The organism is Sphingomonas abietis (assembly GCF_027625475.1).
GTDB classification, from domain to species: domain Bacteria; phylum Pseudomonadota; class Alphaproteobacteria; order Sphingomonadales; family Sphingomonadaceae; genus Solisphingomonas; species Solisphingomonas abietis.
This window is the reverse complement of record NZ_CP115174.1, coordinates 1,514,088-1,527,489: the sequence shown is the minus strand read 5'-3', so window position 1 is coordinate 1,527,489 and position 13,402 is coordinate 1,514,088. Positions and strand designations below refer to the sequence as shown.

Annotated in this window: 16 protein-coding genes; 12 read left to right on the top strand and 4 right to left on the bottom strand. The window is 61.7% G+C overall.

What is annotated here, in order from left to right:
- Nucleotides 1-2 precede the first annotated feature (2 nt).
- From PBT88_RS07410 to PBT88_RS07385, 6 genes are read left to right on the top strand one after another with little or no spacing between them, the layout of a single operon-like run.
- Entirely contained in the window at nucleotides 3-641 is a 639-nt protein-coding gene (locus PBT88_RS07410; protein WP_270078556.1) for a hypothetical protein, read from the top strand.
- 2 nt (nucleotides 642-643) lie between these two features.
- The gene (locus PBT88_RS07405) at nucleotides 644-1,084 is read left to right on the top strand and encodes a DUF6950 family protein (protein WP_270078555.1); all 441 of its coding nucleotides are present in this window, start codon (nucleotides 644-646) and stop codon (nucleotides 1,082-1,084) included.
- Nucleotides 1,081-3,351: a hypothetical protein gene (locus tag PBT88_RS07400; protein WP_270079201.1), complete on the top strand. Its 2,271-nt coding sequence runs from the start codon at nucleotides 1,081-1,083 to the stop codon at nucleotides 3,349-3,351. The genes PBT88_RS07405 and PBT88_RS07400 overlap by 4 nt, the downstream gene beginning before the upstream one ends.
- Nucleotides 3,352-3,364: 13 nt before the next feature.
- Nucleotides 3,365-4,516 (top strand): hypothetical protein, encoded by a 1,152-nt coding sequence (locus tag PBT88_RS07395; protein WP_270078554.1) that lies wholly within the window; start codon nucleotides 3,365-3,367, stop codon nucleotides 4,514-4,516.
- Nucleotides 4,513-6,540, top strand: a complete 2,028-nt coding sequence (locus PBT88_RS07390) for a hypothetical protein (protein ID WP_270078553.1) — start codon at nucleotides 4,513-4,515, stop codon at nucleotides 6,538-6,540. Before PBT88_RS07395 ends, PBT88_RS07390 begins: the two co-directional genes overlap by 4 nt.
- A 10-nt stretch (nucleotides 6,541-6,550) precedes the next feature.
- Complete coding sequence (locus PBT88_RS07385) at nucleotides 6,551-7,324, top strand: hypothetical protein (protein ID WP_270078552.1); 774 nt, start codon at nucleotides 6,551-6,553, stop codon at nucleotides 7,322-7,324.
- Between the two features lie 36 nt (nucleotides 7,325-7,360).
- On the opposite strand, the gene PBT88_RS07380 is transcribed toward PBT88_RS07385, so the two are convergent.
- Entirely contained in the window at nucleotides 7,361-7,570 is a 210-nt protein-coding gene (locus PBT88_RS07380; protein ID WP_270078551.1) for a hypothetical protein, read from the bottom strand.
- A gap of 75 nt (nucleotides 7,571-7,645) precedes the next feature.
- Between PBT88_RS07380 and PBT88_RS07375 the strand changes: the two genes are divergently transcribed.
- The 6 genes from PBT88_RS07375 to PBT88_RS07350 all read left to right on the top strand — a co-directional run bounded on the left by PBT88_RS07375 (nucleotide 7,646) and on the right by PBT88_RS07350 (nucleotide 10,048).
- Entirely contained in the window at nucleotides 7,646-8,203 is a 558-nt protein-coding gene (locus PBT88_RS07375) for a hypothetical protein (RefSeq protein ID WP_270078550.1), read from the top strand.
- On the top strand, nucleotides 8,200-8,604 hold the full coding sequence (locus PBT88_RS07370; protein ID WP_270078549.1) for a hypothetical protein: 405 nt from the start codon (nucleotides 8,200-8,202) through the stop codon (nucleotides 8,602-8,604). Before PBT88_RS07375 ends, PBT88_RS07370 begins: the two co-directional genes overlap by 4 nt.
- A gap of 118 nt (nucleotides 8,605-8,722) precedes the next feature.
- Nucleotides 8,723-9,241, top strand: coding sequence for a lysozyme family protein (locus PBT88_RS07365; RefSeq protein ID WP_270078548.1), 519 nt, complete (start codon nucleotides 8,723-8,725; stop codon nucleotides 9,239-9,241).
- On the top strand, nucleotides 9,238-9,489 hold the full coding sequence (locus PBT88_RS07360; RefSeq protein WP_270078547.1) for a hypothetical protein: 252 nt from the start codon (nucleotides 9,238-9,240) through the stop codon (nucleotides 9,487-9,489). The genes PBT88_RS07365 and PBT88_RS07360 overlap by 4 nt, the downstream gene beginning before the upstream one ends.
- Nucleotides 9,490-9,491: 2 nt before the next feature.
- Nucleotides 9,492-9,857, top strand: coding sequence for a hypothetical protein (locus PBT88_RS07355; RefSeq protein WP_270078546.1), 366 nt, complete (start codon nucleotides 9,492-9,494; stop codon nucleotides 9,855-9,857).
- The gene (locus tag PBT88_RS07350; protein WP_270078545.1) at nucleotides 9,854-10,048 is read left to right on the top strand and encodes a hypothetical protein; all 195 of its coding nucleotides are present in this window, start codon (nucleotides 9,854-9,856) and stop codon (nucleotides 10,046-10,048) included. Before PBT88_RS07355 ends, PBT88_RS07350 begins: the two co-directional genes overlap by 4 nt.
- 257 nt (nucleotides 10,049-10,305) lie before the next feature.
- On the opposite strand, the gene PBT88_RS07345 is transcribed toward PBT88_RS07350, so the two are convergent.
- The 3 genes from PBT88_RS07345 to PBT88_RS07335 are packed head-to-tail and all read right to left on the bottom strand — an operon-like array spanning nucleotide 10,306 to nucleotide 13,382.
- Nucleotides 10,306-11,361 carry an acyltransferase family protein gene (locus tag PBT88_RS07345; protein ID WP_270078544.1) on the bottom strand — a complete coding sequence of 352 codons (1,056 nt, stop codon included), beginning with the start codon at nucleotides 11,359-11,361 and terminating at the stop codon, nucleotides 10,306-10,308.
- Between the two features lie 31 nt (nucleotides 11,362-11,392).
- Nucleotides 11,393-11,716 carry a hypothetical protein gene (locus PBT88_RS07340; RefSeq protein WP_270078543.1) on the bottom strand — a complete coding sequence of 108 codons (324 nt, stop codon included), beginning with the start codon at nucleotides 11,714-11,716 and terminating at the stop codon, nucleotides 11,393-11,395.
- Nucleotides 11,706-13,382, bottom strand: coding sequence for a hypothetical protein (locus PBT88_RS07335; RefSeq protein ID WP_270078542.1), 1,677 nt, complete (start codon nucleotides 13,380-13,382; stop codon nucleotides 11,706-11,708). The genes PBT88_RS07340 and PBT88_RS07335 overlap by 11 nt, the downstream gene beginning before the upstream one ends.
- Between the last annotated feature and the right edge of the window lie 20 nt (nucleotides 13,383-13,402).

Sequence of the window (13,402 nt, the reverse complement as noted above, 5' to 3'; positions counted from 1 at the left end):
CGATGGCCGAGCTATCCCCAGCCCTCGCCGCGGCGCTCCGCGGCGAGCGACCGCTGCTGTTCGGCATGGTCGAGATCAACCTGCCGAATTACGATCTCTTCCTGCTCGACGGATCCGGCCAGGTGATGGTCGGCAATCGGCTCTTCGTTGGCCGCGACGAGACCTATGGCGTGCTCGACAGCATAAAGGGCCTGGGCGACGCGGTCGGCGACAAATCGAAGGCGGTGACCATCTCGCTCCTGCCGTCGACCACGGCGGCGCTGGCCGACTTCGTGCAGCCGACCGTGCAGGGCTCGCAGGTCACAGTGTCCATGGGCGCGCTCGACATCGCTACGGGCCTTTGTATCGGCACCTATACGCTCCAATCGGGACAGCTCGACGTGCCGATCATCAAGTGGGGCAAGGGCAATCGCCGCCTCGAATATAGCGTGACGGGCGTCGGCGAGCGGATGTTCCAGACCGAGGAGGGCAAGCGACTCTCGGACAGCTGGCATCAGTCGGTCTTCCCCGGCGAGACCGGCCTGTCGCTCGTCACGGACGTCGAGACCTATGTGCCCTGGGGTCAGAAACTCGACCTCACCGCCGTCGAGACCCGCACTGACATGCCGAGCATGGGCCAGATCACCTACAAGAGGACCTGACGATGGATCATCATCTGATCGTCCGGCGCGATGCGGCGCAGGCGACGCTCGACGCCTATATGGAACGGCCGTTCGCATGGGGCACCGGCGATTGCGGGCAGATGGCGCTCGACCACCTCGCTCAGTTCACCAAGCTCGCGACGCCGATCGCAGCGGTTCGCGCCAAGCTCGGCGCCTATAACACCGCGATCGGTGCGCGCCGCGCGATCGGCCGGCTGGGCTTCGCATCGCTGGCCGAGCAGCTGGACGCGCTCGGGCTCGAACAGATCGCGCCGGCAAGCGCATGGGTCGGGGACATCGTCGCAGGGCCGAGCGTCGGTGCGATGGATGCGCTGACGGTTTATCTCGGGAACGGGGTCGTCGTTGGCTTCGTCGAGGAATCGCCACACGGCACACACTTCCGGTTGCTCAATCCGGTCGCCGCCTGGCGCGTGCCCGCATGAAGATCGTCAAGATTGCGGCGCTCGTCGTTGCCGCTGTCACCCTCGCGGTCGTCACCGCCGGTGCGGCGTCCGGCTTCTCGGCGTCGCTCACCTTTTCCTATCTTGCGGCGGGTACGGTCGGCACGCTTGGCGTCTCGGCGGGCGCCGCCAGCGCGATCCTGGGCGGAATCGTCGCGCTTGGCGCCGTCACCGCGCTGAGCATGATCGCGCCACAGCCGTCCGGCGGCGGATCGCAGACCAAGTGGAAGGCCGATCCCTACGCCGGCGTGCCCTACGTCATGGGGCGCACCGGCACGTCGGGCAATATCGTCGGCAAGCGCGGATCGGGGGGCAAGAACACCTACGAGCATTTCGTCACCGTGCTGTCGATTGGCCCGATCCACGCACTCGAGGCAAGCTTCGCCAATAAGACGACGCTGGCGTTTCCCGGCGGAAATGGCACTCCGCCCAGCGGCTTTTACAGCACCCGGGTCTATCAGAGCTGGCAGCGCGGGCAGACTCCGGAGGCTGCTGCCATGCAGCCGCTCGTTGGCGCGTTTCCCGGTTGGTCGGCAACAAGCAAGCTATCCGGCCTGGCTGCGACGCTCGTCAGCATGGAATATGACGGCAAGGGCAAGAACACCCTCACGACCGAGCCTCAGATGTTCTGGATCCTCCAGGGCGTCTACGTCTACGATCCACGCAAGGACAGCACGTATCCGGGCGGATCCGGCTCCTGCCGGGCGTTCGACGAGTCCACCTACGTCTACAGCGAGGATCCTCATCTCCACGGCCTGACATGGGCCATGGGCCGCTATCAGAACGGTAAGCGCGTCTGTGGCATCGGCGCCAAGCTTGCCGAAATCGACGTTGCCAGTTTCGTCGAGGGCGCCAACCTCAATGATGCCCGCGGGTGGAAGATCGGAGGGCAGGTCGTCACCCGTCCGGACGCGCCATGGTCGAGCCTGAAGGCGATCCTCCAGGCGGGCGGCGCTCAGCCGTCGCTCGTCGGTGGGGTCATCGTCTGCCTCAACCGCTATCCCCGTGTCAGCCTGGCGACGATCACCAGCGCCGACATCATGGGCGATTGCAGCTTCGCCGGCACCCAGCCGCGGCGTTCGCGCATCAACGGCGTGATTCCGATGTATCGCTCTGAGGCCCACGACTGGGAAATGGTCACGGCGCCCGGTGTCATCGTCGCGGACTATGTCGCGATCGATGGCGATGAGCGGACGAAGGAGGTCCAATATTCGCTGGTGCAGGACGTCACCCAGGCGACGCAGCTGGCGACCTATGACGTCTGCGACGCGCGGGAGGCGGGCCCTGGCACGGTGCCCCTCGGGCCGTTCTGGCTAAACTACCGGATCGGCGATTGCGTCACCTTCAATCCCGAAGCTGGTTTTTCGATCAAAGCGCTCATCACCGGCCGGGATCTCGATGCCCAGACCGGCACCGTCACCTACACAATAGTTTCCGAGACTGATGGAAAGCACGCCTTCGCTCTCGGTCAGACGGGCGTCGCGCCGCCCACCGCCAGCATCGCCTATGACCCAAGCGTCGACGCTCCGTCGGCGGACGCCTGGACGATCAACGGGACGACGCTGAGGGCCGGCGGCGTGTCGGTCCCAGCGATCGAGGTGGATGGGGCTGTCGAAGAGCCGAGCGTTTCTTCAGTGCTGTTCGACATTCGGCTGCACGTTGCCGGCCAGGATGACGCTGATGGATGGGAATCCGTCAGCGTTGACGATCCGACGGTAACGCGAAAGGTCTTCAACACCGTTACGCAGAATACGGCCTATGACGTTGGCATCCGCTACATCCTGCGCGGCGTCCCCAGCGACCGCCTCATCCTTGGTCCGGCGACGGCGGGCGTTTTCCAGACCTCGGGCGATGTCGCGCAGCTGATCGTCAACTCGAAGCCGGACAGCAGCTTCGCGCCAACGGCCGTGATCGACAGCACCGGAGTTGCGTCGACCGTCTCGATCTCTGCTCACAACCGGATCTATCAGGATAAGACCGTGGCGGTGAACGCCGGATCTATCACCGGCCTCGCTCTCGGCACCTATTATGCCCTCTTCTACGACGACCCCGCGCGTGCCGGCGGCGCGGTCACCTATCTCGCCAGCACCGATCCCGATGATGCACTGCCCGCGACCACGGCGCATCCGGGGCGCCATTACCTCGGCTACATCACGACCCCCGCATCCGGGTCTACCGGCGGCTCAACCGGTGGCGGCGGTGGCGGCGGTGGCAACGTCGGCGGCGGCAAAAACGTGAACTCGAAGTAATCGGAGACATCACATGATCGACGCTGTGTCGGTGCCCCTGAGCATCGACCGCGGGGCGCCTCGCGTCTTGCGCATCTCCATCACCGGTATCGACCTTAGCCTCGCCGGCACGTCCTGGCACGCGCAGGTCCGTCTCTACCCCGACGCAGCGGGCGCCCCCGTGGTCGATCTGCCGCAGACGACTGACGGCACCGTCTCGGGCGTCCGGTTGGCGGGCACCGATCTGACAGGCCTGCTGCCCGTATCCTTCCTCGACGTGCAGGTCGCGGGCTCGGTCAACTTCCCGGCGGCGTCGGAGGTCGGCGATAATGCGGATCTTGCCTGGGATCTGTTCGTCACCGTTCCCGGGCTGCCGTCGACGAAGTGGATCGCGGGCCCCGTGGCAGTCGTCGGCACTGTCACGAAGGAGGCCACCCCGGCCCCGCTCGTCGCCGTGCCGCTCAATGGCGGCTCCGATTACGCACTCCAATTCGTGGCGGCGACCGTCTCGATTGGAATGGCAACCATCGACCAGTTGTCCAAGCTGGTCGCACGTGCCAAGGCGGAAGCAGATCGCTCCGAGGCCGCGGTCAACTATGGCGGGCTGCGCATCACCGGCATGTCGGTCACACCGGCGCAGGCGGAGTTAGGCTCGACGGTATCGAGCGTCGCGGTCGCATGGAGTATCGCGGGAACGCCGACCGCGCAGACCCTCGAGGGCGCGGCGGTCTCCGCCGGCAACCGGTCGGCCACCTTTGCGAACGTCTCCGCATCCAACACCTATGACCTGGCGGTGACGGACGCCAACGCGCCGGGCGCGCCCCGATCCGACAGCGCGTCCGCCTCGATCGCGTTTCTCAACAAGGGCCACGCCGGCACCATCACCACGTCGAACGGTGCAGTTCTCACCAGCGCCGCGGTTAATGGCATGTCGCAGTCGTGGTTCGCCGATGCAGTGTCTCGCACGCTGTCCTTCACCACGACCGCAGACGGGTACGTCTGGTATTCGCAGCCAGCCTCCCTGCCCGATCCAGCAACTTTCAAGCTCGGCGGCTTCGCCGTGACACCAGGAATCGCGACCAGATCGCACACGACCGCAACCGGCCAGGCCGTCCTCTATCGTGATTTCCTGCTGTCCGATCTGGTCGCGGCTGGCACCAACGTCCTGCTCGAGGTGATCGCATGACGACCCCGATTTTCTCCAAGCTGTTGCCGGCCGGGGCCTTCAAGGTCGCGGATGCGAGCGACATCGCCGAGACAGCCAATGCCAAAATCATGACCGCGGCCGAGCGGCAGGCTATCGCGCAGAACGGCGAAGACATCGAAGCTGAGGCGCAGTCGCGCGAGCAGGCGTTCAGCACCCTCGCAGCGCCCGACATCATCGGCGGCAGCTACCCGGTCGCGGACATCGCCACGCGCGACGCGATCCCGGCAGGCCGGCGCGCAGCCGGCATGCGCATCACCGTGCTGGGCGACCGGGACTATGTGCTCGGCGCCGGGCAGGGCAATGACGCATGGGCGCCGCTAGCAACGGACGCCGAGCTGCGCGATGCCGACCAGCTGACGGATGGCACCACAAAGGTCGTGATGCGCGCCGACGAGAGGTCTAAAGTCGCGACGATTGTTCGGGTTTTCCCGGCGCGATCGCCATATGCGGATGGTTGGATCGATAAAATCGGCTATCCGATTCTGGCCACGCCAAAAGCAGGTGGGCAATCGGTCGGTTCATCTGCCCCGGCGCTAAATATATATTCCGTTTTCCCCGGGCGGACGAGCGCCTTCTCGATCGTCGATCGGAATGGCCGCTATTTGTACGGCGGCGGAGGCGCATCTCTCACGCCGTTCGTCGACACGTCCGGGGTCTATCTTGATACCGGGTCCGCCGACATCAGAGTGGCCGGGCCTGTCGGCACGATCCTCTCCCCGCCCACGTATTCAGCCCCTCTCTTGAAGTGGCGTGACAGCCATGGCGGCGTCCGGGAGCGTCGGCAGTTCAGTACGATCCCCTGGACGCTATATACTGGCTGCTCGAGGCTCGTCTTCCTGCCGATGTACGGTCAGAGCCTATCGGTCGGCTATGCCAGCGGGGCGCTCTACACCACAGCGGCGATCTCGCCTGGCAGGGCGTTGATGTTCGATGGTGGGTCGCGCCCCTTGGCCGGGCCAACCTGGCAAAACGGCGTTGATAATGCCCGTATCCTGGATGACGCGCAGGTGCTTACCCTGGTAGACCTTCGCGAAGGCCTGACGAACAATTTCGGCGAGACGCAGCTTTCAGGGCAGGCTTTCCGGCTGGCGTCTGCGATCGAGACGACCTCCGCAATGGTTTTCGGTAGTTTCGGCATCGGTGGCGCTCCCATCGCAGCCCTGTCGAAAGGCACGCAGCCCTATGCCAATCTGATCAGGTCGGTCGAGCGCGCCAAGGCGATGGCCGACGTGCTCGGCGTCGCGTTCGAGCTGCCATTCATCACCTATGATCAGGGCGAGCAGGATTATGGGTCCGCCTATGCGACGTATTCTGCCGCTCTGGCTCAGCTACAATCCGACCTGACCGCCGATATCAATGCCATCCGAGGTGGCACCGATCAGGTTCGCCTTGTTTGCTGGCAGCCGTCGTCGTGGACTGCCGTTGGCTATTGGTATGCGACGGCTCCTAACATTGCGGCCATCCTCGATCTCGCGATAGCAAATCCGACGAAATTCGCTGTGATCGGCCCGCAATATTGGAGCCCGTTCTACGCGTCCGATGGCATCCACATGACGTCGCATGGATATCGCGTGCTTGGAGAGTATGCCGGCCGGGCAATGGCACTGCTCCGCGGCGGGTCGACCACGGGCGCGCTCTATGCCACAGCCGCGAGCTACAGCGGTGGGACGCTGACGATCACGTTCAACAGGCCGCTCGTGCTGGATACGGCACTTGTGAGTAATCCGGGTCAAAACGGCCTGCGGCTGTTCAGCGGCAGCACCGAAATTGCCCTGAGCAATATCACCGTGTCGGGAAGCACCGTCACATGCTCAGCAGCATCGGCGCCCACCGCCGGCTACCAAGTCGGTATTGCGGATAAAGGCACATCCACGAACAATGCCGGCCCGACAACGGGACCGCGCTCTAACTTTCGCGACGCCGCGACCGACATGGCCTCGGACGGGACCACGCATCTCTACAATTGGGCCTGCACTCAGCAGATCCCGGTCGCCATCAGCTAAGGACAGAGACATGACCTGGAACCCCGTCACCCTGATCCAGACCAGCACGGCGAATGGCGACACGACCCGGCCGGCCGTCGACATGGATGCGGTCGACAATGCGGCTATCGTCGTGCCGGGCCTGATCGCATTCTCCCGCGCTCGTCTTCTCGCTCAATCGCTTAATTCGGCCTACGTGGATGACTGCCTGAATCCTGTAGCTGTCGCGGGCAGCACGAAAACTTATGCGGCGTCCGGCATCAGCGGGCGGCCTGCCATCGTTTTGGATGGCACAGGTCTGCCACCTTATAGGGCCTCGTTGCAGATGCCCCCGAGCTTCACGATCGTCGAGGTGTTCAAGCCAGCATCATTGGTCGGCTCTGGCGTCCCGTTCCTGTTTACGACCAGCGCGGCTGATTTTCAGGTCGGGACGGCGACCGGGGGCGCGGTCGCTATCGATGTCGATGGGTCTGTATCCGGGCAGGGCGGGTACACCTCGACCGAAATCATGACGGTCAACGCGCCGACACTGTTGGGTGTCAGCGCCGACGCTGCCAGCAAGACGGCACGTGTTTTTCTGAATAAGGCTGTCGCCACCTATTCCGTTGTAGCTCCGGTCGCTTATCCTGCTGTAGCGGGCTCAAATCCCCAGCCTTTCGGCAATTACCCCGGCTCGAACAATCAGCAGCTCAACGGCGCATGGTCGATGTTCGCAATGTTCGACCGCGCATACGGCCAAGGGGGCACAAGCGAGGCGGCATTCGCGAATTTCATCGCCGCCTGCAAGGATCACTGGGCGCTCTAGCCCGCAGGGATACCAACGGGAATGGCCAGCGCCAAATCAATGGCAGTCGTCACAGACGCCATCGGTTCCGACGTTCTCCCTGCGCTCGCAGATAGTGCAGAAACCGCGGTCGCGCAGCCGTTTTTCGTTCGTCGCCCGAACCTCGTTGTAGCGAGAAAAGGATCGCCAGATCTCCGCGAAGCGATCCCTGGACAGCACCACTGCCAGTAAAACAGCTCCCGCGAGGATGCTCTGCGCCTGGGTCATGGTCCGACCATATCAAGATTCTGATCAGCAGTCACCGAAAGGATGATCCATGACGACCCGAAAGGGGCGCCGCTCGTGAGCGTCGCCAACAGCATGGCCGCGTGCGCGCTCGCATCCGGCCCGCCCGCGCTGTCGCCGCCCAGCTTCGAGGGGCACGACTGGCTCTATATCCTCAACCTCTTCGTCTTCCTCGCCGGTACGGGCGTCTGCACCATGCTGTTCCTCAAGCTGGCGACCGACAGCGTTCGGTGCCTCCTCGCCCCGGAGAACAGCCCCGATCATGACGGATGGTCGTCGCCTATCCAGCTCTACCGGCGGATCGGCATGCTGTGGTCATTCGCCTTCGCTCTGCGATGCTTTGCCGAGATGCAGAGTCTGTGGCGATGGGGACCGCTGGACGCGCACGGCGATGGTCGCGGCATGGCGCTCAAACGGATGCTCGATCCAGTCAGCGCCGACATCGGCTTCCTCGGCCTGGCGCTGCTATTCCTGAGCTTGCCAGGGATCACCTACCAGCTCCGCAAGGAGCCGCACCCGATCAACATGTGGATCAGCTTGCCGCTGCTCAAACGACCTGGGGGACTGGTCCTATGCTATTTGGGTTGCGCCATCGCCGTGGTCGTTTTCCGGTGAAGCTCGCGGCCGTCGGGCTCACGATCGGAGCCAGCGCGGCGGTCGCCTCGGATCGCATCGCGCCTGTCCAGCCGATGACGGGCAGCGCACTCGGCTACGAGTTCGACTGGGGCCCGATGATCGCCGGCCTGCTCGCCTGCCTCGCGGTGCGGTTCTACGTCAGCAAAACGGAGCCGGAGCACCGCTGGACGGTCGACGCGCCGGTTACGCTGCTCACCCTGTTCTTCACCTTCGCGTTCATCCAGTCCTTGCGGCCGATTCCGCTCGTTGCGCTCGGCTATGGCACCGGCCTTGGGGCATTCGGTGTCGGCATTATCCGGGTGGCGCTCGCCTTCGTCCGCAGGAACCTGGGCGCATTTAGCGATGATGAAGAGGCGCCTAAGCCGCCTAACGTTCCGTGAAGGCCCCGCCGCCGCTTAGCGAGGGTGGCGGCGGGGCTACGCACAGGAGGCGCACCAAACTAGCGAGGGATGGGCGGCCGCTCATCACGCACAACCACCGACATTGATGGAGGTTTCCATGACCCCACTCGCATGGGGGCGAAAAGTCTCGCCCGCATTCCGTGACCGCGTGCGCGCGATCGCCGATGGCCTCGGCTGCTCGGCCTCCGATCTCATGGCCTGCATGGCATGGGAGACCGGCCGCACCTTCTCCCCGTCCGTTCGCAATGGCGCGGGTTCGGGGGCTGTCGGCCTAATCCAGTTCATGCCCCAGACGGCCGGCTTGCTATGCACGACGACCGCGAAGCTGGCGGCGATGACGGCCGAGCAGCAGCTCGACTATGTCGATCTCTACTTCCGGCCGTATCGCGGCAACCTCCACAACCTCGGCGACCTCTACTGCGCCATCCTCTGGCCGGCAGGGGTCGGCAAGCCCGACAGCGCCGTGCTGTTCACTAGAGGCAACCCGAACCCGAAGCTCTATCTCCAGAACGCCGGGCTGGATCTCGACCACGATGGCGACATCACGCGCGGCGAGGTGACGGCCAAGGTCCGCGGCGTGCTCGCGCAGGGCCTGTTGCCGGCGAACGCGGCGTGAGCCCGCGGGAGCAGCTCGTCGCATGCATCGCGACCCTCGCCACGCTGGCAATCGTCTTCGTGGCGGCCCTGATCGCTGCCGCCCTCTCGCCCGGCCTCATGGGCAAGATGGAGGTCTTCGGCCTCGGCACGATCACCGGCGGCCTGATCGGCGTCCTGCGCATCCCGTCGAGCCGCTCGCCGGTCGCCACGACCGATAGCGGTGACGTGACCGTCACCCCCGCACCCCAATCACCCCAAGGAGAATGACCATGTCCATCAAGACCTTCATCGCCTCGATCCTGCACCCCACGAGCGGGACCGTGATCGGGCGCATCGAACTGTCGCTCGTCGCCCATGCCGTCGCCATCGCCAAGGCCGACAAGGGTCTGGTCGGCAAGATCGAAGCCCAGATCGAAGCCGTCGCCAAGCCGGCCCAGCCGATGACCGGCGCGCAGAAGCGCGATGCGGTGGTGGCGGCCGTCGCAAGCGATGCGCTCGAGTTCGTCGGCGATCCGACCAAGGCAATCGCCGACGTGACGGATTTCGCGCACGAGCTGGTGCAGTCGGTGTTCGACGACGCCACCTCGTCGACGGCCGGCACGATCGCGGCGCTGATCGTCGCCAAGGCGGCATGAGAACCGCCCGCGTCATGCAGGCGGCGCCCGTGTCCAAGCCGGACACGGGCGAGGCCGTCTTGCAGATCACCACCGACCTGGTCGGCGACCCGGCGAACAGTGCCTTCTATATGGAGCGCATCTCAGCAGCCCCGGCTGACGGCGACCCTATCCAATGGGGCGATCGGCACGTCTGGTGTGGAGGTCAGTGATACCGCAAGATCGGCTACAGCTTCGATCCGGCGGCACCGCTGCATTGATCTCAGCTCTCTCGACGTTTCGGCCGTGAGAAAATGTCGACGCCCGCGTTCGGGTAGTGAACGCCCATGGTACCGGGCGCGGTTTACCTTGCCGGCAAGCTCCGCAACTTTTCGAGCCTCTTCGCAGGTATCTCTTTATGGTAAGATCAAGCCACAGGAGTGCCGCCGCCACTCGGCGATGCGTTCCGTCGGAATGGCGCGCCGCACAATTAAATCTGTGTTACTCTAAGACGGAAACGACGCTGATCCCATAGCGAGTTAAGGAACGCGCGGGATGGACGTTCGATAAAATAGAAACTTGCTATAGAAGCGACTGCAACGCCGGGAAGCAAAAGAAAAGAACCGACCTTTTCGTGCATGGCGAAAAACGGCTGCTGCCACAGGTATACTGAATAACTTAACGTACCCATGTAAGCTAATGGTTTGGAGCTTAACGCCTTTCTGATCCAAGCCGGTGACAGCTCTAGCCCATTCACAGCGGTTGCGAGGCAGATTGCTGATATCCCCGTCTGGACACTTGTCGAAAGCGGAGTAAACGCAACGGCAACGCCTACGACGAACGCAGGTATGGCGAACGCGCGTAGGAAGGCTGCAAGACGGCCACGGTTTAGGAATATGGCGAAAGACATAAAAAGGCCAGAGAGCATGACGTCAGTTCGCCAAAAGGTCGCATCAACGCGTCCAGGGTCGAGGACTATTCCATTGATTATTGCGGCCACTGCAATGGCAGCGATCAATAGCGACACTACTGGCTTACGATGAAACACGGCACTCAGTGTAGCCAAAATCAGATAGCAATGCTCCTCCACGCTTAGCGACCATGTGTGTCCTAGGGCGCCCGCAGGCCCAAAAAACAGGATTTTATAATTCATCCACATCGTTAGCGCGGCGAACATATCAAGAGGACTTACAATCGAGTTAAGATGCAGCCCCGCGTATGTCGCTACCGCGGAGACGGCTCCTATTGCCAGTACGTAAACAATAAGCGCTGGAAATATTCGGGTGATACGACGAACGAAAAAAAGAGGTAGCGGCACGGCGTTCATAATAAGGATCTTCGCCATCAGGCGACCGCTCAAAACAAAAAATACATCCACGCCAAGTGCACCGAGTTCGCGGAAATAGGGGCTGAAGTGGCCTATTAAAACGAATAAAATTGCTATCCCGCGCCACCCATCCAAGAAGAAAAGGTGCTTTCCAGTCTCTTCTGTTGGTACGGCTGGCCTTTTGCGACGCAATTCGTCAAAAATAGTCTCAGATGCCATTGCAATGCCCCCGTTATTTAATACCGTGATCTCAGCGCGATCGGGCGTATCTTCCGCGGGCCTCGTCTGCTTCTTGGATCCGCAACGTTTCGGAATAGCTCCTTTTCTCGCAAAACGCCGCGAGTCCCTGCGCGCCCGGTCGCCAAGTGTTGTCAGCCTCAGTGTAGATGCATTTCAACGCCTTGGTGGTGGCAATGTCGCCATATGTCTGACGCGGAGCCGGTAGCAAAAACACGCCAAGACCGAGGGCCGCCCCCGCGGCCGACAGGCCTATCCGCATTCGAGTGGCATGGCGCGAAGGTTTCTCGACTTCGGCAAGGTACTCTCGTATGTCAGGAATGAGATTAAATTCCATGCGCTTCCCCCATCGGTCGTCCATTATTCAGCAATGGTCGATCGTTTAACACTGATTGCGGTCGGCGTTCAGCGCCTAGACCAGCAATCCCAACGATGAAGCCTAGCAGACTAGCCGTCTTGATTGAGAAAAATGCTCCGCCTAGTAGCAAAGTTGTAGTCGCGTATAACGTTATAATAAAGAATATAGTTTGGTTGGACCCCGCACGTCGCGTAAATAGGCCACAACAATACCAGACCAGAGGGAACAGACCGATAGGCGTCACGCAATGAATCAAATAAAGATAGCCACTGTCGTTCATATGCTCAACCGGCGTAGAGCCGGTAAGGAGATCGAATATTGTTACTTGATCCATTCCATCGAATGTAAGTCCGATGCGGTAGAAATAGTCTCCGCTAAGAAATTGTGGCTGGTAGTAATATATTAGCCAAGCGACTATCAGTGCCGTTACCGGAGTAATCCAGGCCACAAATATTGGGACACGGACCCTTAGCAGAAGGAGAGCCCCGCCTAGAACGATTAAGAGTGATGCAGCGCGCGAGTCGGACAAAAGTGCCAAGAAGGCGCAAAGGGCAACAATCGCTGCTCGGTAAAAAAACGAACCTCTATATATACTGGAATAGTAAACGGCCATCAATATCGAGAAGTATCCTAGGGAAAGCGGTTCTAGAAAAGGGCCCGATAGACGGTGGTCTGCGAGCGAAAATACCGATCCACCGCCTCGATACGCACCAATATATAATCCATCTTGAATGGCCTTATTGGAACTCTGGTCAGCAATCCATTCTCTAGTAGCGGTGAAATAAGCGCCGGGGTTAACAAGCGACGTATAAAGCGTCGGCGCCAAGAATTCGACCCCAACTATTATAAGAACGGAGAAAAACAGTAGGTTCATCCAACGCTGTCGGACATGGAATGCGGACGCTCCTACTGCCACATAGAGTGGTATCACCATGCAATCATAAAGCGTCTTGATATTTGGTGTTCCGGTAAGATTTGTTATCGCTAGAAGAAGGATTATTCCAGTCAGGACGATCGCCGACACGGCGTTTAATTTCGTATGCCTCGCGAACAGAAGGCATCCGCTGCCGACTGTCACTAACGCTTGGAGGATCGTAATCTTCTGAGTGTCCATCCCGACGCCGTGTTGGTTCAAGATAGCCAATGCGAAGTTCAGGAAGATCGATACGGTAAGGGCTATGAAACACCTGAAGGCGTGCCGCTCGGCGGCCTTGGATGGATATGCCACATCTCCGCCGTCTTTGATCGGACGCGCCTTCCGACTTCGTTGCATCGCTGTAGACCACCTTAAACGCACTAGCGACGCGAGAAACGAGAAATCCTTACCCGTCGCCGCTGGACTCATCTGGCGACTTTGCCAACCTGCCATAGAGCAACCTTCAGGACGTGATTCAACCCCGGAGGTCTCGATCTCCCGATCGAGCAAATCGGCCGCGAGAAAATCCTTCGCCCATACGGCGTCATCGCCGATCACCACCGAATATTGCGATATGTCGTCCGCCAGCAGCAGCCATGCGATCGCCTGCCGAACCGTGCCGGTCCAGATCGGCACGATACCCCAGGCAGGATCATCAAGATGGTCGTCGCCGGTGATGAGATAGATTTCGGCGCGGGCTGCGTAACGGTCGACCAAATCTGGGCTCACGACAGCACGCCTCGACCGCG